We start from the raw sequence: 19,964 nt of genomic DNA on the forward strand, positions 1-19,964 counted from the left end.
GCGGACTACTGGAATCCGCCGCCGCGGTCCTCCGGGTCCTCGATCGGGTCGGAGTCGGGAGTGTCGATCGAGTAGGTCACGTGGACCGCCTCGCCGACCTCCTTCGCGGAGACGGCGTTGTAGACGAGGTGCGTCTCCTGGCCGTCGACGGCGGCGTAGACGTCGACCTCCTTCTCGTAGCCTCCCTCGGTGCTGACGCGGTTCTCGGTCTGGCCGTCGAACGGCCCGCCCTGGAAGAAGGCGAGGTAGCTCTCGCCCTCGGCGAGTGCGCGGATGTCGTTGCTCATGCCCCCAGGTCTACCACTCGGCGCCTCCCCGCCGCTCGGCCTTGCGCTCGGCGGGCGGAGGAGGGCCGGGAGCGGCGGCGGCCGTGCCGCGAGGTGGCACTGCTCGACGGGATCTCTCCGCACGCGCCGTCAGGGCACGAGCCGCTGCGTGATCGAGGCGGTCGGCCCGCTCAGCGCGATCTCTGCGAGCGCGCCGTTGACCAGGGGCATCTGCGGCGGCTGGTGCCCGGTGTCGACGTCGAGGATCACCGGCACGCCGAGGTCGCCGAGCGCCCGCCGCACCGCGTCCTCCTGGCTCAGCTCGGGCAGCCAGGCGCCCTCGGTCCGGCCGATCAGGACGCCGGCCGCCTGCTCGAACCAGCCCGCGAGCCGGAGCGAGGTGAGCATCCGGAGCACCGAGACGGAGTCGGACCCGGCCGCCTCCAGGTAGACGACGGTGCCCTCCGGCGCGTGCCGGCGAGCGAAGCCCGGAACGTCGCCGTAGGGCGTGCCCGCGAGCAGGGACACCGTCTCGAGGCATCCGCCGATCAAGCGGCCGGACATCGCCGCGTCCGCTGACCCGTCGAGCGAGCGCCAGCGGGTCGGCTCCTCGTAGGCCCGATCGCGGTCGAGCGGCTCGTCCGCCCACGCACCCCACGGACGGCTCCGGCGTCGCGGCGCGGCGTGCTGCGTGAACGCGGCTCCGGGCTCGAGGCCGGCGACCTCCGTCCAGCGGTGGAACCCGACCGGCAGCTCCCACGGCTCGTCCATCAGATTGGCGCCGTGGATCGTCGCGAGCCCGGTCGTCGTCGTCAGGGGCAGGAGCAGCGTCGAGACGTCCGACCAGCCGACGAACCAGGGCCGGGCCTCCGCGAGGGCGTGCCAGTCGAGCCTCTCCAGCAGCTCGACGGCGAGCTCGCCGCCCCACGGAGGAAGGACCGCGTCCCCGCTCCGGAAGGCGTCGTGCAGGTCGGCCGCCCGATCCGCGGCGGACGCCGGAGCGAGTCCGCCGAGGAGGGCATGCGGCCGGACCCGGACGTCGTAGCCCGCCGAGCCGAGTCGGCGCGCGGCGTCCTGCAGCCGGTCGTGCAGGGGCTCGGGGACTCCCATCGAGGGCGCGGGCACCTCCACCCGGCCTCCGGCGCGGAGGGGCGTGGGGTACGTGATGCTCGCCATCCGATGACGCTAACGCCCCTCGCGGTGACGGGCTTCGAATGCTCCGTCCGGCGAGTACCTCCGCGCCCTTCCTGCCCCGACTCGCGGGCGGCCGCTGAGCGCGATCGCGAGAGGGGTCGGCGCGAGTGCCGCGCCGCCCACCCACCCACTCGTGCGCAGCGCCGCCCGCCGGGAAGAAAGATGGGGCCAGGAGGCGCACCGGAACGAGACGTCGCGGTCTCGCGCAGGCGTCTCGGCTCCGCTGCTGCCTGCGGCGATCAGCGTCACGCGGCGCGTTCAGCTCGTGAGGCGGCCGATCTCGTCCTCGGAGAGGAGGCGGTCGGAGTAGAGCGCGATGCGGGCCGCGGGGTCAGGGCTGTGCGCGTCGGGGCCCGCCCACCTCCGTTCGAGACCGAGTCGAGCGACCGTGCGGTGCGATCGCTCGTTCCGTTCCGCGACGACCGCGGTCACGGGGAGCTCCGGCCGGAGCCGCCGCGCCCGAGCGATCCCTGCGGAGGCGACCTCCTGGGCGTACCCCCTGCCCCAGTGGTCCGGATGGACGGTGAACGCGACGTTCCAGGCCGTGTCGGTGAGGAGGGTGCATCCGCCGATCCCGATCGCACCGTCCGCGCCGCCCTCGGGACTCCGCAGCCGGACGACCCAGCTGCTGAGGTCGTCCCGTTCCCACTGCGCCGTCCGGCGGGCGAGCACCGCCCGGGTCTGCTCGACGGAGCCGTGTCGGAGGAGGGGGTCGCCCGCCGCGATCCGCTCGTCGGAGTACAGCCGCCACAGCTCGTCCAGATCGCTCTCGGCGGGACGGAACAGCCGGAGCCGCTCGGTCGTCTCGTCGGGGCGATCACCGGCGCCGATGCTGCTGCCGCTCGCTCGAGGCGGGACTCGGGGCCATCGGGGCGGTCGCCGAGGAGTGAGGCGAGCGCGGTGACCGCGCCTGGACGTCCACCCGCTCAGCCCGTGATCAGGCCGGTGAGGCGGTCGGCGGCGGCTCCGACGGTCGAGACCGCATTGACCGTGACGAGGCAGGCGATTCCCCAGAACCAGGTGCGACCGGGTGCCCCGGCGCTGCGCCGCTCGAAGGCGAGCCACCAGGCGCCGACCACCGAGACGCACGCCGCGACCACCGAGCCGAGCGCCATGCGGACGTACTCCTCCGGTCCGGGGGAGGACCAGGCCGTGGTCGCGAGGACGATGAGCAGCGGGGCCACGATCATCCCCAGTGCGCCGAGCAGCACCGCATGGAGGTGACTGCGGGGAGGGGCCCCGGTCGTCGTCGTCGCGGTCCGCGTCCGTGTCGTGTCCATGCCGCGTCCCCCGTCGCCGCGGCCCGGTCCGCGCTGCCCCGACGCTATCCGCTCGCCGTCCCGCCGTCACCCAGCACCTCGAAGCGGGCCGCGTGAACGGTGGCGTCAGCCACGCCGCCCGCGCCGCCCCGGCCGAACGCCGAGAACGTAGGATGTCCGGGATGACGATCGGACGCCGCCTCTTCCTCTCGGGAGCCGCCACGGGAGTCGGGCTCCTGGCCCTCGCGGGCTGCACGCCGTCGCGTCCGACGCCGACCCGCTCGGTCACGAAGGCCCCCGTGCCCACGCCGAGCACCACCGCCGTCCCCGCGCCGGCCGCCTTCGTGCGCTCCGCCTGGGCCGAGGATCCGTACGCGCTCGGCTCCGTCTCCTACCTGCCCGTCGGCGCGACGCCGCAGCACCGCACCGACCTGGGCACCGCGGTCCTCGACCGCGTCTTCCTCGCGGGCGAGGCCACCGACACGGAGGCGCCCGGCACGCTCCAGGGCGCCTGGAGCTCCGGGGTCCGCGCGGCCGCCGAGATCAGCGCCGTCGCCGACGAGGGCGAGCGGATCGCGATCGTCGGGGCCGGCCTCGCCGGAGCGGTCGCCGCGCGGCGCCTGGCCGACGCGGGCTTCGACGTCACCGTGGTCGAGGCGCGCGAGCGCACCGGCGGCCGCATCGCCACCGCGACTCCGGACGGCTGGCCGATCGCCGTCGAGACCGGAGCCTGGGCCCTCACCGGCGCGGGAGCCGCCCTGCGCGAGAGCATCGCGGACGCGGGCGTCGTCACGACCGCGGTCGACCTCGCCGACGTCCGCTCGAGCGACGCCGGCGGCGCGGCCCTCGACACCGGCACCACGGGCGCCGACGCCCTGACCCGTGCTCTCGAGTGGGGAGCGGAGCAGCCGGAGGACCTGGCGCTCGCCGAGTCGTTCGCCGGCTCCGGAGCGCCCGACCCCGCCGAGGCCGAGCCGGGCTCCGGCGACGGCGACGCCGCCCGCGTGGCGGCGCACCTCGCCGGGACGACCGCACTGCGCACCGGCGCCGCTCCCGAGGAGCTCTCCTCCTGGTACGGACTGGGCGACGCCTCCGCCGCCACGACCGCGGAGGAGCTGAGCGACGACTCCGGCGACGCGCTGCTGACCGACGGGCTCGCGCCCCTGGTCGACACCTTGCTCGCCGACGTCGAGGTCTCGCTGCGCGCCGTGGTGAGCGGCATCGGCTACACGGAGACCGGCGTCAGCATCCGCCTGGGCACCGGCGAGTCGTTCACAGCCGACCGGGTACTGGTCACCGTGCCGATCGGGGTGCTCCAGACGGACGCGATCGCCTTCGACCCGCCGCTCCCGTTCGCGCAGCGCGCGGCCGTCGCGGCCCTCGGCTCCGGTGTCGTCGAGACGCTGTGGCTGCGCTTCGACGAGGCGTTCTGGGAGGCCGACGCCCCCGCGCGCTGGTCGCTCGTCGGCTCCGAGGCGGGCATCACCGAGTGGCTCAATCTTCAGCCGTCGACCGGCGAGGCGGTGCTCGTCGGGCTGGTCGGAGCGGATCAGGCCCTCTCGCTGCAGGACCTCAGCGACGACGAGCTGGTCACCCTCGCGCAGACGGCGCTCGAGCCGTTCGCCGTCGTCCCCGGCTGACGAGCTCGCGGAGCCGCGCCAGCGGGCCCCGCCACTCCGACGCGTGCGCCGCCCCGAGCGGCCGCACCCGGCTGAGCGCGAGGACGAACACGGCGATGCCGGAGATCAGGCTCAGCACGATCACGTCGTAGAGCACGAACATCACGGGGCCGTCGACCTGGCCGGGGTCGAGGAAGAAGTACGGGTACCAGCCGATGAGGGCCCCGCGGACCAGGGTGATGACGCCCCAGACGATCGGGAAGCCGAGCACGGTCAGCGCCCCGCGCCAGGCGACCGGGCGGCGGCCGGCTCCGAGGATCCAGTCGAGGATCGCGAGCGTCGGGATCACGAAGTGCAGGAGCGCGCTCGACCAGGGCACGTCGACCCGCACGCCGCGGTTGTTGGCCTCGACCGCGATCAGCCCGAAGACGATCCCCGACACGACCATGTAGGTGAGCACGAGCGCCCGCACCGTGCTGAGCCAGCGCGGCTCCCGCTCGCGCGCAAGGGCGACCAGGCCGGACAGGCCCAGCACCACGACCCCGGCCATGTTCGACTGCGTCGTGAAGTAGGCGAAGAAGTTGTCGATCTGGAACGCGCGGAAGCCCAGGGTGTAGAAGAAGTCGCCGACGAGTCCGACCGCGCCCAGCCCGGCGAGGGTCAGGCGGAGGATCGCGAACGCCTTCCGCACACCCGCTCCGATCCGTCGCCGCTGGGCCCGGAGGGCCGGACTTCCGGACGATTCTACGGTCGCCGCGCTCGGAGCTCCCCGAGCGCGCGGCTCCACCGAGCGGGGGAGGCGGGCCCCGCGGAGGCGACCTAGCGTGGAGGGATGGCGCGCGCACAGGACGGGAAGGGTTCGGGTCGGATGTCGTCGGAGGAGGCGTCCCGGCGCTGGAACGCGGTCACGGGTCCGCTGTTCCTCGCGGCGGGAGCGGTCTTCGCGGTCCTCGGGAATCCGGTCTGGCCGGTGTTCCTCGTCCTGGGGATCACGTTCCTCGGGCTGACCGCCGGCCCCGGGAGGCCGACGCGCCGGAGCGGAGCCCAGGAGCCGGACCGCGATCGGTGACGCGCGCTTCGCGACGCGGACACTCGCCGGCCGCGTTGCCGGGATAGCGTGCGTGTCATGCCCTTCACGCCGAGCCACGCCGTCGTCGCGCTCGCGTTCTCGAACGGCCGGATCCCCGCCGCGGCCGTGGCCATCGGCGCGATGGTCCCGGACATCGGCATGTACCTCCCGATCGCCGTCGCCCGCGAGTCCACCCACTCCCTCCTCGGCGTCGTCACCGTCGACCTGCTGCTCGGGATGCTCGGCCTCGCGCTGTGGAGCGCGGTCGTCGCTCCGGCCTGGCGCGACCTCGCGCCCGCGCTGGTCCGCTCGCGCCTGCGTCCCCGGCGCTCGCCGCCCCGCGGGGCCGCCGCGTGGATCCGCGTGCTCGTCTTCGCGGCCGCCGGCATCGCCATCGGAGCCGCCAGCCACGTGATGTGGGACGGCTTCACCCACCGGGGCGGCCTCTTCGTCTCGGCGATCCCCCTGCTGCAGCAGGAGCTCGGGCCCTTCCCCGGCTTCCGGTGGGCGCAGTACGCGAGCGGTGTGCTCGGGCTGCTCGGGCTCGGGATCGGCGCGGTGGTCTGGTACGTCGGTCGCCGTCCCCGGAAGCTCCGCTCCGACGGCCGGCAGCCGGTGCGCATCGCGGCCGCGGCCGTGGTGCTCGCGGCCGCGGTGGTTCCCGCCGGGATCGTGCTGGCGGGGGCGGGCATCGATCCGCTCGACGCCGCCTACCGGGCGCACGTGGTGCGGGCGGCGATCCTGCTCGTGGGCGGCGGCGCGGCGGCCGCGGTCGCCGTCGCGGCGGTCTGGTGGCTCACCGGCCGAGGGGTGCGCGGGGCCGTCGTCTGAGACGGCGGAGGACGAGCCTGTCGTCTGAAGGGAGCACGGGCATCCGTCGCGAGGAGGATGCGCCGGTGCATAGCCCACCGATAGCGTCGGACACGGCCCGTTGGGGCGGGCCGCCTTCGGGGGAAGGCACTAAGGGGAAATCGGGGGCTCGCGGCACACGCCGCGGGCCCTCTACCCGTTTCCGGGCCGCCGCCGGCCGGGAGCTCCCGCCGCCTCAGCGCCGCTTCGAGCGCGGCCGGTTCTGCGCGGCCGGGCGCTGCGGGATGCGCGGAGCGCCCTCGCCGGCGGCTCCCTGGGGGAGCGAGGACGCGGGCGGGATCGGGCGGCGGGTCACCGGGCGCACCGGCTCGCCGCGGCGCGTCTGGCCGGGGATCGGCCGGGAGCGGCGTCCGTAGATGAGCTCGGACGAGTCGAGCAGCCACGGCACCAGCGCCACCGTCACTCCGTGCACCAGCAGGAGCTTCTGGCGGATCCGCCGCGACTTGTGGTTGTGGAGGAACGCCTCCCACCAGTGCCCGACGATGTACTGCGGCATGTAGACCGTGGTGATCTCGGAGCCGTGCTCGAGGCGGTGGGCCTTGATGTACTTGATCAGCGGGTACGAGATGTCGCGATAGGGGGAGGCCACGCAGCGCAGCGGCACCTCGATGTCCATCTGCGCCCAGTCGGCCTTCAGCTGCGCGGTCTGCGCGTCGTCGATGGAGGAGTGCACCGCCTCCAGCGTCTCGTGCCGCGCCGCGATGGCGTAGTCGAGCGCCTTCAGCGTGGGCTTGTTCATCCGGCCCACCAGCACGATCGCGTGGTCGCCGTTGGCGCCGAAGGTCGTGGTCGGGTCGACCTCGATCTCCTTCTCGACGTCGCGGTAGTAGCGGTAGACGCCGGCCATCAGCACACCGAGGATCGGCATCACCAGGTAGACGAGCCAGGCGCCGTGGGTGAACTTCGTGATCGTGACGACGACGAGCACCGCGAACGTCAGCGTCGCGCCGAACAGGTTGATGGCCAGGCTCGTGTAGACGGTGCGCGAGCCCTCGCCGTTGCGGATCATCCGCACCCAGTGCTTGACCATGCCCGACTGCCCGAGCGTGAACGAGACGAAGACGCCGATGATGTACAGCTGCACGAGGCTCGTGAGCGAGGCCTGGTAGACGAGCAGGATGATCGCGGCGACGAGCGCCAGGATGATCACTCCGTTGGAGTAGATGAGGCGGTCGCCGCGGGTGTTCAGCGACTTGGGCGCGTAGCCGTCGCGGGCCAGCACGGAGCCCAGCAGCGGGAAGCCGTTGAACGCGGTGTTCGCCGCGAGGAGCAGGACGGCGGCCGTCGCGGCCTGGATGATGAAGAACAGGATCGTGTTGTTGCCGAACGTGGCGGCGGCGACCTGCGCGATCACGGAGCGCTGCGGGGTCGTGGCGCAGTCGGCGAAGCCCACCAGGTGGCAGGCGTTCTCGGCGTAGTGCACGTTCGAGAGCAGGGCGAGGGCGGTCAGGCCGACGAAGAGCACGATCGCGATCGTTCCCATCGCGACGAGGGTGCGCTGGGCGTTCTTGACCTTCGGGGCGCGGAACGCGGGCACACCGTTCGAGATGGCCTCGACGCCCGTGAGCGCCGCGCAGCCGCTGGCGAAGGAGCGCAGCAGCAGGAGGACGACGGCCGCCTGCGTGAGCTGCTCGCCCTGCACGGTGAAGCCCGCCGACTCCGCGACCGGGGTGTCGCCGAAGGCGGTGCGGACCAGGCCGACGACGACCATGACGAAGACGCTCGCGACGAAGAGGTACGTCGGGACGGCGAAGGCGCGGCTCGACTCCGAGACGCCGCGGAGGTTCACGGCCGCCAGCAGCACCACGAAGAGGATGGCCAGCTCGACCCGCAGCGGCGCCAGCTCGGGTACTGCGGAGATGATGTTGTCGACTCCGGAGGCGACCGACACGGCCACGGTGAGCACGTAGTCCACGAGGAGGGCGGCGGCGACCGTGAGGCCCGCGGTCTCGCCCAGGTTGGTGCGGGCGACCTCGTAGTCGCCGCCGCCGGACGGGTAGGCCCGGATCAGCTGGCGGTAGCTCAGCACCACCACGACGAGGAGGACGACCACGCACGCGGCCACCCAGGGGGCGAAGGTGAGGAAGGAGAGTCCGCCGAGCAGCAGGATCATCAGCAGCTCCTGCGGCGCGTAGGCCACGGAGGAGAGCGGGTCGCTGGCGAAGATGGGGAGCGCGAGCCGCTTCTGCAGCAGCTGTCCCTCGAGCTTGTCGCTGGGGAGCGGCTCGCCGATGAAGAAGTGCTTGGCGGTGCGCAGCTCGGTCGCGTCGGCCGATGATCCGTCCGCGGCGGACGGGGGGCCCTCGTGTGTCACGAGCGATGACACTACTCCGTACGAGGGGGCAGTCAAGACGGCCGGGAGCGGGCCGAGCGGAGGCTGATCCCGCGCTGTGACCGGGAGTTTCCCGGTGCGGCGGGGAGCGGCGGCCGGCGTGCTCGCGGCCGACGCCCCGAGCGGGGGGTCAGCGGCCGTCGCGGGTCGCGGCTCCGATCAGGCCGGTGAGGCTGTCGCGGAGCGCGATGAGCTCCTCGAGGGGGACGTCGAGCCGCTCCACGATCTGAGGAGGAACCTGCAGGGCCTGCTCGCGGAGGGCCGCTCCGGAGGGGGTCAGCGCGACGTCGAGGCGGCGCTCGTCGTCGCTGCTCCGGGCGCGCGTGACGTGGCCGCTCGCCTCCAGGCGCTTCACGAGCGGGCTGAGCGTGGCCGGCTCGAGGCGCAGCGCGGAGCCGAGGTCGGCGAGCGAGCGGGGGCTCCGCTCCCAGAGCGCGAGCATCACGAGGTACTGCGGGTGCGTGAGCCCGAGCGGCTCGAGCACGGGGCGGTACAGCCCGATGACGGTGCGCGCCGCGACGGCGAGGGAGAAGCAGACCTGGTTCTGGAGGGCGAGCGGGTCGGTTTCCACGGCGTCATCCTCTCATCGTGCCCTGATGGTTAGTACACTAAGGATATGACGCGGAAGAAGACCGGCTCCCTCTACCAGCGCTTCAACGCGCGGCTGTTCCCCTGGATCGGCCCGCCGCCGCTCGGCCCGTACGACCAGCCCGAGCAGGAGGCGCCCGCGGGGCAGGCATGCCCGCTCTGCGGCCGGCCGATGTCCGAGCACGTCATCGACCGCTCCGGTCCGCGCACCCAGCTGTACTGCCCGAGCGACCCCTCCTGAGTCGCACGCCCCCGTTCGGGGGTCAGGGGCTTCGGGCGGCGGGGGCGGATGATGAGCGCATGTCCCGTCTGAGCCCCACCGCCGCCCGCGTCGTCCAGTACAGCCGTTTCGGCGACGCGGACGTCCTCGAGATCGCCGAGGTCGAGCGGCCGAAGCCCGGGGCGGGCGAGGTGCTGGTCGAGGTGCTCTCCGCCGGGGTGAACCACATGGAGGCGTTCATCCGGCAGGGCCAGTTCGACTCCGACCACTCCGCGGCCTTCCCGATGCGCCAGGGCACCGACTTCTCGGGCGTCGTCGTCGCCCTCGGCGAGGGCGTCACCGACATCAAGCTCCGCAGCGACGTGGTCGGCCACGCGCTCGTCGGCTCGCACGCGACCCACGTCGTGGTGCCGCGCCGCAACCTCGTCGCCAAGCCCGCCTCCGTGAGCTGGGAGGTCGGCGGCGCGCTGTTCCTCGCCGGAGTGACCGCGTGGCGCGCGCTCGAGGCCACGCACGTCGGACCGGACGACACCGTCCTCGTCTCCGCCGCGGCCGGAGGAGTGGGCAGCCTCGAGATCCAGCTGGCGAAGCTCCGCGGCGCGACCGTGATCGGCACCTGCGGCGAGCGCAACTTCGACTACCTCCGCCAGATCGGCGTGAAGCCGGTGGTCTACGGCGACGGGATCGCCGACCGCATCCGGGCCGCGGCGCCCGGCGGGGTCACGGTGTTCCTCGACAACTTCGGCGGGGAGAACGACGCCCTCGCCGACGAGCTCGGCATCGCGGCGGGCCGCTTCCACTCCAGCGACGACCGCAAGGAGATCGAGCTGCGCGCCGTCTGGCCCGACGCCGAGACCGCCCAGCGCGACACCGAGATCCTCGGCGAGCTGGTCGGCCTCGTCGGCGAGCAGAAGCTGCGGGTGCTCGTCTCGGGCTTCTACCCCTTCGACCAGGTGCAGGACGCCTTCGACGACCTCGAGAAGCGGCACTCGCGCGGCAAGATCGTCCTCGGCATGAACCCGGTGGACCCGGCGAAGGTCACCAAGGCGCGCGACATCCACGAGGCCGGCCGCTAGCCGCACCCTCCCGGCGGCTGTCCGGGCTGCTCTCCGGGCGGCCACAATGGGGCCGTGGCGCGCGGACGCCCGGGAGGAGTGACGCGATGGAGGAGCCCGTCGTCGCGATCGTCTGGATCGTCTCGTTCGTGGTGGTGACCGTCCTGGTCACCGGGCTGTCGGGGCGGGTGAACTGGTCCGCTCCCGTGGCGCTCGTCGCCGTCGGAGCCCTCGCCTCCTTCGTCCCCGGGATCCCGGAGGTGGTGGTCGAGCCGGACGTGGTGCTGTTCGGGATCCTGCCGCCGCTGCTCTACGCGGCGGCGATCCGCACCTCCGTCCTCGACGTCCGCGCTCGTGGCGACAGCATCCACCTGCTGTCGGTCGGGCTCGTCGTCTTCACGGTCGCGGTGGTCGGCGCGGTGGCCTGGATGGTCGTCCCGGCGATCACGGTCGCCGCGGCCCTCGCGTTCGGCGCGATCGTGGCGCCCACGGACGCGGTGGCGGTCACGGCGATCGCGGGGCGGCTCCGCCTGCCGCGGCGCATGCTCACGGTGCTCGAGGGCGAGAGCCTCCTCAACGACGCGACCGCGCTGGTGGCGCTGAACGCCTCCCTCCTGGCGATCGTCAGCACGGTCACTCCCGGGCGCATCGCGCTCGACTTCGTGCTGGCCGTGGCAGTGGGCGGCGGAGTCGGGATCGGCATCGCCGTGCTGCTCGGGTTCGTGCGCAAGCAGGTGCAGTCGTCCGTGCTGGACACGAGCCTCTCGCTGGTGACGCCCTACGTCGCGTTCATCCCGGCGCAGCTGCTGCACGGCTCCGGGGTGCTGGCGGTCGTGGTCGCGGGGCTCTACCTGGGCTACCGGGCGCCGGTCATCCAGTCGGCGCAGGCGCGGATCGCGGAGTCGCTCAACTGGCGGACGATCCAGTTCCTGCTCGAGAACGCGGTGTTCCTCTTCATCGGGCTCAGCCTGTCGTCGGTGGTGGAGGCGACGGCCGACTCGGGCATCGGGATCTGGCAGACGGTCGGCATCGGCGCGGCCGTGCTCGCGGCGCTGGTCGGGAGCCGCGTGGCCTGGATGTGCATGACGACGCTGCTGTTCCGGCACGGTCCGCGCCGGCTGCAGCAGCGCGGGTGGACCTGGCCGACCGCGATCGGGGTGTCGTTCGCGGGCATCCGCGGCGTGGTCACCCTCGCCGCCGCGTTCCTCCTGCCCGCGGAGACGCCGCAGCGCGCGTTCCTGCAGTTCCTCGCCTTCATCGTGGTGGCGGGGACGCTCGTCGAGGGGCTCGCGCTCCCGCGGCTCGTCCGCGCCCTGAAGCTGCCGGCCCCGAACGAGATGCAGGAGCACGTCGAGAAGCAGATGCTGCTCGCGGAGGCGCAGGCCGCCGGCCTCGCCCGGCTCGACGCGGAGCCGCAGGACGGAGTGGAGGACCGCGTGCTCGACCGGCTGCGGCGGAACGCGACGTTCCTCGCCGACGCCCTGGAGAACCCGCCGGAGGGCGAGGGCGTGGAGCCGCTCCCGCAGGCCTACAACCGGCTCCGGCGCGTGATGATCGCGGCCGAGCGGGAGGCGGTGCTCCGCGCGCGCTCCGAGGGGCGGTACCAGGAGCCGGCGGTGGTGAGCGCTCTGGCGTTCCTCGACGTGGAGGAGGAGGCGCTGGCGGTCGGGCGGCAGTAGCGCCAGGAGGGCGGGGACCCCGGGCGGGATCCCCGCCCTCCCGGCGCTGAGGTGTCCGGGCTCAGTCCAGGGTGGAGCGGACCGAGGCGCGGGCCTCGTCGAGCGCGGCGCGCAGGGCGTCGACGCTCGCGGTCGTCACGGATCCCGAGGAGGCGGCGGTGCGCAGCTCCGCGCGCAGCTCGTCGCGGAACTCGGTGAGCAGCACCTCGGCGTCGCGCAGGGCGATCCGCGAGGCGGTGCGCGCGTCGGGCGAAACCGGCGCGGTCTGCTCCGGCGCGGGCTGCTCGGAGGGGGTGCCGGACGTGTCCTGCGGGCGCGGCTCCTCGGCGGAGTGCTCCGGTCGGCGTCCGGGCTCCCGCGAGTCGCGGGCGGCGCTGGCCAGGTCGGCGCGGAGGCTCTTCATCGCCTCCGCGACGCCGAGGCGGACCTCGTCGGCGAGCCGGCGGACGGAGTCGGTGAGCTCCTCCTCGATGTCGCCCAGGTCGGTCGCGCGGTTCGCGAGCTCGGCGCGGCCGGCGTCGGTGATGGAGTAGACGGTCTTGCGGCCGTCGGCCTCCTTCGTGACGAGTCCCTCCTCCTCGAGCTTCGCGAGGCGCGGGTAGACCGTGCCGGCGCTGGGCGCGTAGGTGCCGCCGAAGCGCTCGCTGAGCGCCTGGATCAGCTCGTAGCCGTGACGCGGCGACTCGGCGAGGAGGTTGAGCAGGTAGAGGCGCAGGCGGCCGTGCGCGAAGACGGGGCTCACAGCGAGCTCCCGTCCATCGGGCGGCGGCCGTCGGCGGGGCCGGCGCCGGGGGAGCCCCAGCCCTCGCCCACCGAGGCGGAGGACGCGGCGACGGACCGGCGGACGACGACCACGTCTCCCGAGACGGAGTTGGCGGCGACGTCGACCCACTTCGAGTCGAGCGAGCCCGTGGTCGAGGTGAAGCCCCGGCCGAAGGTGCCCTTGACGACGGAGCCGTCGAGCTGGAGCGTGCCCGAGACGGTGTTGATGCGGTAGCGGGCGCCGAGGCCCTCGTCGACGCGGATCGTGAGGTCGCCGCTGACGGTGTTGGCCTGGATCCGGTCGGGGGTGCCCTCGGCGTCGACGAACACGCTGCCCGAGACGCCGTCGACGGTGAAGCGGGTGAGCTCGCCGGTCGCGGTGACGTCGCCGGAGACGGTGCGCGCGGTGACGCGGCCGGTGTGGCTGCGGACCGAGAGCTCGCCGTGGACGGTGTTCACCTCGATGTCGCCGTGCAGGCCGTCGACGACGATGTCGCCGCCGACCGTCGAGACGCGGGCGTCGCTGTGGAGACCCGAGACCAGGCCGTCGGCCGAGACGGTGTCGAACTTGAGGTCGACGCCGCGGGGGACGAGGAGGCTGATGTCGGCGCGGTCGCCGCGGCGGCCGAGGCCCTTCACGACGTCGACGATGGTGTCCCAGCGGAGCTGGACGTGGTCGATCTCGAGGCGGTCGCCGTCCATCGAGACCTTGAGCGGGCGGCCGTCGACGCTGTGGACCTCCACGCGAGCGGTCGGCTCGTCGTGGGCGATGACGTCGATCTGGCCGCCGACGAGAGCGACCTTGACCGAGCGGACGACGTCGAGGTCGATGACCTTCGTCTCGCCGGCCTGTACGAGCCATTTCTCGAGGGACATGAGCTCCTCCTCCTGCACCGGAGTGCCTTTCTGAAACGCGATACATCGCGAGTGGACGAGAGTCACGATATATCTCGATCGTCACGGTCGGCAACGGGGCTCGGCCGGTTCCCAGCGTCGAGCGGCCGGGACCGGGGCGGGGCCGAGGCGGGATGAGGCCGGGGGCCGGAGCCGAGGCCGCCGTCGAGGGGGTGAGGCCGCGGCGGGCGCCGTGGTAGACCGGGCGCATGGACCCGATCGCGGCACTCGAGGAGATCGCAGCACTGCTCGAGCGGGAGCGGGCCTCCCGCTACCGGGCGAAGGCGTTCCGCCGCGCGGCCGCGGTGCTGGAGGGGATGGCGTCCGCCGAGCGGGACGACCTCGCCCTCGTGCGGCGGGCCTCCGGGATCGGCGACACGACCTTCACGGTGATCGAGCAGGCGCGGTCGGGCCGGGTGCCCGACTACCTCGCGGAGCTGCGCGGCTCGGCTCCTCCGCCCGCGAGCGCGCTGCGGGGACGGCTGCGCGGCGACCTCCACAGCCACAGCGAGTGGTCCGACGGGGCGACGCCCGTCCTCGCGATGGCGGACGCGGCCCGCGCGCTCGGCCACGAGTACCTGGCGCTCACCGATCACTCGCCGCGGCTCCGGGTCGCCCACGGTCTCAGCGCGGAGCGGCTGGAGGAGCAGCTGGCCCATCTCGCGGGCCTCGACACCGGGCCCCTGCGGCTGCTCAGCGGGATCGAGGTGGACGTCCTCGAGGACGGCGCGCTCGACCAGACGGACGAGCTGCTGGACCGCCTCGACGTGGTCGTCGCGAGCGCCCACTCGAAGCTGCGGCTGCCCTCCCGCGAGATGACGGCCCGGCTGGTCGCGGCGGCCTCGGATCCGCGGACCGACGTCCTCGGCCATGTCACGGGGCGGCTGGTGTCGGGCGAGCGCGGCACCCGCCCGCCGTCGACCTTCGACGCCCGGGCCGTGTTCCGGGCGTGCGCCGACCACTCCACCGCGGTCGAGATCAACGCCCGCCCCGAGCGCGAGGACCCGCCGGACGAGCTGATCGCGGTCGCGCTCGAGGAGGGCTGCCTGTTCTCGATCGACAGCGACGCGCACGCTCCGGGCCAGCTGGGCCTGCTCGACTACGGGGCCGAGCGGGCGGAGCGGCTCGGCGTCCCGGAGGAGCGGATCGTGACCACCTGGCCGGTCGAGCGGCTCCTGGAGTGGACCCGCGGCTGAGGATCCTCGCGCGTTGCGCAAACGAACTGCGGCCATCACCCCCTTGACAGGAGGCCGTACCGCGGGAGGAGATCCGACGCAAGTGGCGAAATCCCAGCCGCCCACACGGCATGCTCGGTACCGGTCCGCTCCTCCTGGGCCGCTCCAGCGGTCGGGAGTCGCGCTCCGTCGCACTCTCCGCTCCGACAGACCAGGTGAACCATGGCCACGCAGACCGCTCTCGACGCCGTGCGCGCCGCTCCCACTCTGCTCGAGGCCGTCCGGATGGCCGACGAGCTGACGGTCGCCGCGGTGAGCGACGGCGGCGGCCGCGCGGTGCGCCTCCTCACCCGCGCAGCCCTGGACCCCTCGGACCAGCTCACTGCGATCGCGGCCGTGCACTCGCTCGCGCAGGTCTTCGACGAGGAGGCCGACCTCGCGCTGCTGATGCTGCTCGAGGACGAGCGCCCGTACCTCCGCGAGCACGCCGCCTGGGCCTTCGGCGGGCGCCTGCCCCGCCCCGCCGCGCTCGGACCGCTGCTGCGCCTGGTCCGCGACGGCGGCTTCTCCGGCATGCTCGCGCAGCGCACCGTCCTGCTCTGGGCCTCCTCGACCCCCGACCTCGTCGCCGTCGCGCTCGAGGGCGCGCTGCTCGGCGAGCGCGAAGCGGCGGCCCGGGCACGGCTCGTCGAGACCCTGGGCCTCGTGCCCGGCACGATCGCCGAGCGCACCCTCCTGCACGTGGCCGCCGATCGCGCGGAGGGGCTGGAGGCGCGGGCCGCCGCGACGGACGCGCTCGGCGAGCGCGGCTCCGACGACGCCGAGCTCCTGCTCACCGGCCTGGCCGAGGAGGCGGCGCCGATCGGGCCCCTCGCCCGGCTCGCCCTGGGCGACCTCGCCCCCGCACCGGCCGTGGAGGCCGGACCGACGGTCGCGCAGCTCTTCGTCCACGCCGACATCGACGGCACCCTGACGCGGGTGGGCGCCGGCGACAACGGCGGCATCGCGACCCTGCTGGTGCGCCTGGGCGACTCGCTCGTCGAGCAGGAGGGCATCGACCGGGTGCTCACGCTCTCGCGCGGGACCCCGGCCGAGGCCGAGCGCGCGCTCGGCGAGCTGCCCGACTCCGGCCACGGCTTCGCTCCGGTCCCGTTCGTGGGGCCGCACGTCGCCATGCCCCAGGCGTGGAGCCGCCGCATCGCCGCCGAGCGCGGCATCCGCCGGATCCTGCGCGAGGCCGGCCGGGTCGACGTGCTGCACCTGCGGATGGCGGACGTCGGATCCCTCGCGGCGGCCGCGGTCGCCCGGGAGCTCGAGATCCCCGTCGTGTTCACCCTCGCTCCGGATCCGCACGCCCTGATCGCGGGCCTGGACGCGTCCGGCGCCCTCACCCGCGCGGACTTCGGCGAGCGCGACGCCGCCGAGCACTTCTGGTTCCGCGTGCGCCTGGTGCAGCGCCTGGCCGCCGACGCCGCGCACACCGTCCTGTTCCCGCGGGAGGAGCTGGCGGCGACCATCCGCGAGCTGATCGGCGTCGACATCACCGCGCACCCGGAGCGGCACACGATCGTCCCGGAGGGGATCGACGTCGGCCTTGTCGAGCGCGGCGAGGCGGCTGCGCGCGCCTCCGCCGCCGGTGAGCCGGTCGCGCTGGACGAGGGCGGAGACCTGGCCTCGCTCGACCTCCTGCTGGAGGAGCTGCCCGAGCACCGCCGCGGCCTCCCGCTGCTGCTCAGCGTGGGCCGCCTGCACCGGGTGAAGGGGATGGCGGCGCTCGCCGAGGCCTGGGCGTCCGACCCCTCGCTCCGGGAGCGCGCCAACCTGCTCCTGGTCGGCGGCGACCTCGCCGACCCGAGTCCTGACGAGCGCGAGCAGCTCGACCGCATCCGCGCCGTCGCGTCCGACGGGCTCCTCCTGGCCGGCCACCGCCCGAACGGGACCGTGGCCCGCTGGCTCGGCGCGATCCGGCACGGCCGACCGGGGCTCTCTGCTCCGGGAGGCGCCTACGTCTGCGCGAGCGTCAAGGAGGAGTTCGGCATCGCCCTCCTCGAGGCGCTCTCCGCAGGACTGGTCGTCGTCGCTCCGGCGACAGGCGGGCCCGCGACCTACGTCGAGGAGGGGGAGACCGGCTTCCTGGTCGACACCGCCGACCCCGCGGCGCTCGCCGCCGGCGCCGCCGCCGCACTGGATCTCGCAGGAGGGCCTCTCGGCGAGCACGCCGCGGCCCGCGGGCGTGCGATGGTCGCCGAGCGCTACACGGTGCAGGCCATGGCTCATGCCCTCTCGGGCGTCTACGCGCACGCGACCGCGGACCAGGAGCGTCCTCTCCGCTCGCCGCTCGTGCTGGGGGCCTCGTGACCCTGCTGATCATCAGCCCCGACTACGCGTCGCACCTGCTGCCGCTGGCGACCCTCGGCACGGCGTGGCAGGAGGCGGGCGAGCGCGTCGTCGTGGCCACCGGCGACGCGACGCGCTCCATCGTGGACGGCTTCGGATTCGAGCACATCGCGCTCCGGCTGGGGCGCGGCTCCAACCCGGGCACGATCCGCGCGGAGGAGCAGGCGCCCGACGAGGGCGCGTCCCTCCGCGGCTTCTTCGACGCCACCCGGCGCGGGATGGTCCCGACCCTCGCCTACCAGGCGCGGGAGCGGCTCACCGACCTGCTCTGGGATCCGGCCGGCGTCTCCGCGCGCCTGCGCGTGATCCTCGACGAGGTGCAGCCCGACGCGATCGTGGTCGACCACCTCGCCTTCACCGCGCGCGTGGCGCTGAAGGCACTCCGCGTGCCCTACGGCGACGTCGTGCTCGGCCACCCCAGCGCGCTCACGGTGCCCGGCGAAGTCTACGGCTTCCCCCCGGTCTGGCCGGACGCCTTCGCTCCGGAGCCCGACGACCTCGATGCGCTCCGCGCCCTCTGCGAGCAGGTGCGCGACTCCTTCACCGCGGAGTGGAACGCCGCCCTCACCACCCTCGACCCCGGGGCGGCGCCCAGCGCCGACGCCTTCGCCGAGAGCGGCGACGTCCTGCTGCTCAACTACCCGGGCGAGCTCCACGACTCGGCCCGCACCGCGCAGCTGCCGCCGCACGCGTTCCTCGGCTCCGCCGTCCGCGAGGAGCCCGACGACGCGGAGGTCGAGGAGTGGCTCGCCGCGTCCGACGATCCGGTCGTCTACGTGAGCTTCGGCAGCTTCCTCTCGGTGCGCGACGACGTGCTCGCCCGGGTCGTCGAGGCCCTGGCCTGCGTCGAGGTCGGGGGCAGGCCCGTCCGCGTGGCTCTCGCCTCCGGCGCGACCGAGCGCTCGGCCCTGGGCGAGATCCCCGAGGGCTGGCTGGTCCGCGGCTTCCTGCCGCAGGTCGCGCTCCTGCGCCGGGCCGCGCTCGCGGTCAGCCACGGCGGCAACAACAGCGTCACGGAGGCGATGACCGCGGGCGTGCCGCTCGTCGTCCTGCCGTTCTCGACGGACCAGTTCGCGGGGGCGTCCGCGCTCGAGGACGCCGGGTTCGCCGCCGTGCTCGACCCCAACGCCGCATCCGCGGGACAGCTCGCGGAGGCTGCGCGGCGGATGCTCGCACTCGACGCTCCCGCCCGGGAACGGCTGACGGCGCTCGCCGAGGGCCTCGCCCGCGAGACGGGGCCGCAACGGGCCCTCTCCGCCCTGAGCGGAGCGACAGTCCAGCGCTAGCCTGGGCCGATGGTCGAGCCGACACCCCAGGACGCGCCCCTGCGCGCCGAGCGGGACGCTGGGCGGGCGGAGCCGATGCTGGGCGCTCTCGGTGCGTTCGGGCGCTTCGAGGGGTCGTCCCTCCGCTGTTCGAGGCGGCCGTGCGGATCCTGCACCCCTCCGACGACCCGCCCCGGCGCTGGCGCGAGGTCGCCGAGCGGGAGGGGACGCTCCTGCATCCGCTCGCGCAGTGGTACTCGCTCACCGGCGAGCATCCCGACGAGTACCCGGAGCCCCGCCTCGGAGTGCTCCCGCTCGACGAGCTCGCGGCCGTCGCCGCCGTGCTCGCGGAGCACACGAGCACCCCCGACGACTGCCTCGCCGTGTTCTGGGAGGGGTTCGGCGTGCTGAGCGGCGGGTCGCGGATCCTGATCTCCCGCTCGGACGCCTCGGAGGAGCTGCCCGAGTGGATGAGCGACACCCGGCCGACCGGCTGGGAGCACCCCGAGACCGCCGCCGCGGCGACGGTCGAGCTGCCGGGGCGGGAGGGGCCTCTGCTCTCGCTCGACGTCAGGGTGCTCGAGGACACCGCGTGGGCGCGCGCGGCGGGCTTCGCCGACGCCTCCGGGCTCGTCGTGCAGACTCCGCTCGCGCTCTGGCCGGAGGACCGGGCCTGGTACCTCGCGAGCGAGGTCGACTTCGACTCGACGCTGATCGGCGGATCGCGCGCCCTCGTCGACGACCTGCTGCGGCTCTCCGCCGCGGGGCGCATCGAGGCGCTCCTCCTGCCGGAGCAGGTGGACCTCACGAGCACCGGTGACCGGCTCAACCCGAGGCGGCGGTGACGGGGTGAGCGACGAGGACGACGAGCGCTGGCTCGTGGTGAAGGGCCGCCGATGGCGGCGCACCGACCCCTCGCTGCCGGAGGACGTGGTCGCCGGCCTCACGTCGCACCTCGGGCGCGGGCGCTCGGGAGTGCGCTCCGCCAGGCTGCACGAGGACGCGGAGGCGGAGGCGCTGGCGCGCAGGAGGATCGGGCTCGCCAAGCACGGGCTGGGCGAGCGCGGACCGGCATGGTGGGACGAGCCCGAGGCCGATCGTCTCGAGCGCGCCCGCGAGGCGCTGCGGGCGCTCGAGGAGCTCGACGCTCCGGAGGACTGACTCGGCTTCTGCATCCCCCGAGCGTGCTCGTCGGGCGAGGCGGGCGGGGAGTGCCCGAGCGGATCCGGGGAGAGCGCGCGGAACCGCGGCCTGTGGAGGAGGACCGCCCCCGCCGAGGCCGCCCGCCGAGGCCGCCCGCCGAGGCCGCGAGCCGAGCCC

The 19,964-nt window shown here is 74.3% G+C and carries 20 protein-coding genes; 11 read left to right on the forward strand and 9 right to left on the reverse strand.

Annotated elements, in window-relative coordinates:
• Positions 1 to 5: 5 nt before the first annotated feature.
• The 4 genes from C5C35_RS10910 to C5C35_RS17270 all read right to left on the reverse strand — a co-directional run bounded on the left by C5C35_RS10910 (position 6) and on the right by C5C35_RS17270 (position 2,740).
• A complete protein-coding gene (locus C5C35_RS10910; protein ID WP_104223758.1) occupies positions 6 to 287 on the reverse strand; it encodes an oligoribonuclease in 282 nt (93 codons plus the stop codon).
• A 129-nt stretch (positions 288 to 416) separates the two neighbouring features.
• Complete coding sequence (locus C5C35_RS10915) at positions 417 to 1,442, reverse strand: LD-carboxypeptidase (RefSeq protein ID WP_104263096.1); 1,026 nt, start codon at positions 1,440 to 1,442, stop codon at positions 417 to 419.
• A gap of 276 nt (positions 1,443 to 1,718) precedes the next feature.
• Positions 1,719 to 2,480, reverse strand: a complete 762-nt coding sequence (locus C5C35_RS10920) for a GNAT family N-acetyltransferase (protein ID WP_258066410.1) — start codon at positions 2,478 to 2,480, stop codon at positions 1,719 to 1,721.
• Positions 2,387 to 2,740, reverse strand: coding sequence for a hypothetical protein (locus tag C5C35_RS17270; protein ID WP_146078830.1), 354 nt, complete (start codon positions 2,738 to 2,740; stop codon positions 2,387 to 2,389). Before C5C35_RS17270 ends, C5C35_RS10920 begins: the two co-directional genes overlap by 94 nt.
• Positions 2,741 to 2,901: 161 nt before the next feature.
• Between C5C35_RS17270 and C5C35_RS10925 the strand changes: the two genes are divergently transcribed.
• Positions 2,902 to 4,359 carry an NAD(P)/FAD-dependent oxidoreductase gene (locus C5C35_RS10925; RefSeq protein ID WP_181134135.1) on the forward strand — a complete coding sequence of 486 codons (1,458 nt, stop codon included), beginning with the start codon at positions 2,902 to 2,904 and terminating at the stop codon, positions 4,357 to 4,359.
• Here C5C35_RS10925 and C5C35_RS10930 read toward each other — a convergent pair.
• Positions 4,310 to 5,029 (reverse strand): Pr6Pr family membrane protein, encoded by a 720-nt coding sequence (locus C5C35_RS10930; RefSeq protein WP_104263099.1) that lies wholly within the window; start codon positions 5,027 to 5,029, stop codon positions 4,310 to 4,312. The two genes, C5C35_RS10925 and C5C35_RS10930, sit on opposite strands and share 50 nt — an antisense overlap.
• A gap of 141 nt (positions 5,030 to 5,170) precedes the next feature.
• Here C5C35_RS10930 and C5C35_RS10935 point away from each other — a divergent pair, with 141 nt between their 5' ends.
• Both C5C35_RS10935 and C5C35_RS10940 read left to right on the forward strand, forming a co-directional pair.
• Positions 5,171 to 5,407, forward strand: a complete 237-nt coding sequence (locus C5C35_RS10935; RefSeq protein ID WP_146080930.1) for a hypothetical protein — start codon at positions 5,171 to 5,173, stop codon at positions 5,405 to 5,407.
• 57 nt (positions 5,408 to 5,464) lie between these two features.
• A complete protein-coding gene (locus C5C35_RS10940) occupies positions 5,465 to 6,238 on the forward strand; it encodes a DUF4184 family protein (RefSeq protein WP_104223752.1) in 774 nt (257 codons plus the stop codon).
• A gap of 214 nt (positions 6,239 to 6,452) precedes the next feature.
• On the opposite strand, the gene C5C35_RS10945 is transcribed toward C5C35_RS10940, so the two are convergent.
• Positions 6,453 to 8,591: an APC family permease gene (locus tag C5C35_RS10945; RefSeq protein ID WP_374952928.1), complete on the reverse strand. Its 2,139-nt coding sequence runs from the start codon at positions 8,589 to 8,591 to the stop codon at positions 6,453 to 6,455.
• A gap of 148 nt (positions 8,592 to 8,739) precedes the next feature.
• The gene (locus tag C5C35_RS10950) at positions 8,740 to 9,180 is read right to left on the reverse strand and encodes a MarR family winged helix-turn-helix transcriptional regulator (protein WP_104263100.1); all 441 of its coding nucleotides are present in this window, start codon (positions 9,178 to 9,180) and stop codon (positions 8,740 to 8,742) included.
• A gap of 45 nt (positions 9,181 to 9,225) precedes the next feature.
• Here C5C35_RS10950 and C5C35_RS10955 point away from each other — a divergent pair, with 45 nt between their 5' ends.
• From C5C35_RS10955 to C5C35_RS10965, 3 genes are all read left to right on the forward strand, one after another.
• Positions 9,226 to 9,438, forward strand: coding sequence for a hypothetical protein (locus tag C5C35_RS10955; protein WP_104223750.1), 213 nt, complete (start codon positions 9,226 to 9,228; stop codon positions 9,436 to 9,438).
• Positions 9,439 to 9,497: 59 nt separating this feature from the next.
• Positions 9,498 to 10,493, forward strand: a complete 996-nt coding sequence (locus C5C35_RS10960; RefSeq protein WP_104238704.1) for an NADP-dependent oxidoreductase — start codon at positions 9,498 to 9,500, stop codon at positions 10,491 to 10,493.
• A gap of 86 nt (positions 10,494 to 10,579) precedes the next feature.
• Positions 10,580 to 12,151: a sodium:proton antiporter gene (locus tag C5C35_RS10965; RefSeq protein WP_104263101.1), complete on the forward strand. Its 1,572-nt coding sequence runs from the start codon at positions 10,580 to 10,582 to the stop codon at positions 12,149 to 12,151.
• Between the two features lie 61 nt (positions 12,152 to 12,212).
• Here C5C35_RS10965 and C5C35_RS10970 read toward each other — a convergent pair whose 3' ends face one another.
• Together C5C35_RS10970 and C5C35_RS10975 are read right to left on the reverse strand one after the other, a co-directional pair.
• Positions 12,213 to 12,893 carry a PadR family transcriptional regulator gene (locus tag C5C35_RS10970; RefSeq protein ID WP_104247409.1) on the reverse strand — a complete coding sequence of 227 codons (681 nt, stop codon included), beginning with the start codon at positions 12,891 to 12,893 and terminating at the stop codon, positions 12,213 to 12,215.
• Complete coding sequence (locus C5C35_RS10975; protein ID WP_258063310.1) at positions 12,890 to 13,789, reverse strand: hypothetical protein; 900 nt, start codon at positions 13,787 to 13,789, stop codon at positions 12,890 to 12,892. Before C5C35_RS10975 ends, C5C35_RS10970 begins: the two co-directional genes overlap by 4 nt.
• A 227-nt stretch (positions 13,790 to 14,016) precedes the next feature.
• Between C5C35_RS10975 and C5C35_RS10980 the strand changes: the two genes are divergently transcribed.
• The 5 genes from C5C35_RS10980 to C5C35_RS11000 all read left to right on the forward strand — a co-directional run bounded on the left by C5C35_RS10980 (position 14,017) and on the right by C5C35_RS11000 (position 19,805).
• Positions 14,017 to 15,003 carry a PHP domain-containing protein gene (locus tag C5C35_RS10980; RefSeq protein WP_104263102.1) on the forward strand — a complete coding sequence of 329 codons (987 nt, stop codon included), beginning with the start codon at positions 14,017 to 14,019 and terminating at the stop codon, positions 15,001 to 15,003.
• 201 nt (positions 15,004 to 15,204) lie between these two features.
• A complete protein-coding gene (locus C5C35_RS10985; RefSeq protein ID WP_104263103.1) occupies positions 15,205 to 17,340 on the forward strand; it encodes a glycosyltransferase in 2,136 nt (711 codons plus the stop codon).
• Complete coding sequence (locus C5C35_RS10990; protein ID WP_104263104.1) at positions 17,337 to 18,665, forward strand: glycosyltransferase; 1,329 nt, start codon at positions 17,337 to 17,339, stop codon at positions 18,663 to 18,665. The genes C5C35_RS10985 and C5C35_RS10990 overlap by 4 nt, the downstream gene beginning before the upstream one ends.
• A gap of 140 nt (positions 18,666 to 18,805) precedes the next feature.
• Positions 18,806 to 19,489, forward strand: coding sequence for a hypothetical protein (locus C5C35_RS10995; protein WP_104263105.1), 684 nt, complete (start codon positions 18,806 to 18,808; stop codon positions 19,487 to 19,489).
• Positions 19,490 to 19,493: 4 nt separating this feature from the next.
• Positions 19,494 to 19,805, forward strand: a complete 312-nt coding sequence (locus C5C35_RS11000) for a biopolymer transporter Tol (RefSeq protein WP_104263106.1) — start codon at positions 19,494 to 19,496, stop codon at positions 19,803 to 19,805.
• Positions 19,806 to 19,964 lie beyond the last annotated feature (159 nt).

The sequence above is a fragment of the Rathayibacter sp. AY1F8 genome (genome assembly GCF_002932165.1).
In the GTDB taxonomy this organism is placed as follows: Bacteria; Actinomycetota; Actinomycetes; order Actinomycetales; family Microbacteriaceae; genus Rathayibacter.

Excerpts from the sequence above, each read along its gene's own strand:
- C5C35_RS10910 (WP_104223758.1), bottom strand. The coding sequence starts at position 287 with ATGAGCAACGACATCCGCGCACTCGCCGAGGGCGAGAGCTACCTCGCC.
- C5C35_RS10915 (WP_104263096.1), bottom strand. The coding sequence starts at position 1,442 with ATGGCGAGCATCACGTACCCCACGCCCCTCCGCGCCGGAGGCCGGGTG.
- C5C35_RS17270 (WP_146078830.1), bottom strand. The coding sequence starts at position 2,740 with ATGGACACGACACGGACGCGGACCGCGACGACGACGACCGGGGCCCCT.
- C5C35_RS10925 (WP_181134135.1), top strand. The coding sequence starts at position 2,902 with ATGACGATCGGACGCCGCCTCTTCCTCTCGGGAGCCGCCACGGGAGTC.
- C5C35_RS10935 (WP_146080930.1), top strand. The coding sequence starts at position 5,171 with ATGGCGCGCGCACAGGACGGGAAGGGTTCGGGTCGGATGTCGTCGGAG.
- C5C35_RS10940 (WP_104223752.1), top strand. The coding sequence starts at position 5,465 with ATGCCCTTCACGCCGAGCCACGCCGTCGTCGCGCTCGCGTTCTCGAAC.
- C5C35_RS10955 (WP_104223750.1), top strand. The coding sequence starts at position 9,226 with ATGACGCGGAAGAAGACCGGCTCCCTCTACCAGCGCTTCAACGCGCGG.
- C5C35_RS10960 (WP_104238704.1), top strand. The coding sequence starts at position 9,498 with ATGTCCCGTCTGAGCCCCACCGCCGCCCGCGTCGTCCAGTACAGCCGT.
- C5C35_RS10965 (WP_104263101.1), top strand. The coding sequence starts at position 10,580 with ATGGAGGAGCCCGTCGTCGCGATCGTCTGGATCGTCTCGTTCGTGGTG.
- C5C35_RS10975 (WP_258063310.1), bottom strand. The coding sequence starts at position 13,789 with ATGTCCCTCGAGAAATGGCTCGTACAGGCCGGCGAGACGAAGGTCATC.
- C5C35_RS10980 (WP_104263102.1), top strand. The coding sequence starts at position 14,017 with ATGGACCCGATCGCGGCACTCGAGGAGATCGCAGCACTGCTCGAGCGG.
- C5C35_RS10985 (WP_104263103.1), top strand. The coding sequence starts at position 15,205 with ATGGCCACGCAGACCGCTCTCGACGCCGTGCGCGCCGCTCCCACTCTG.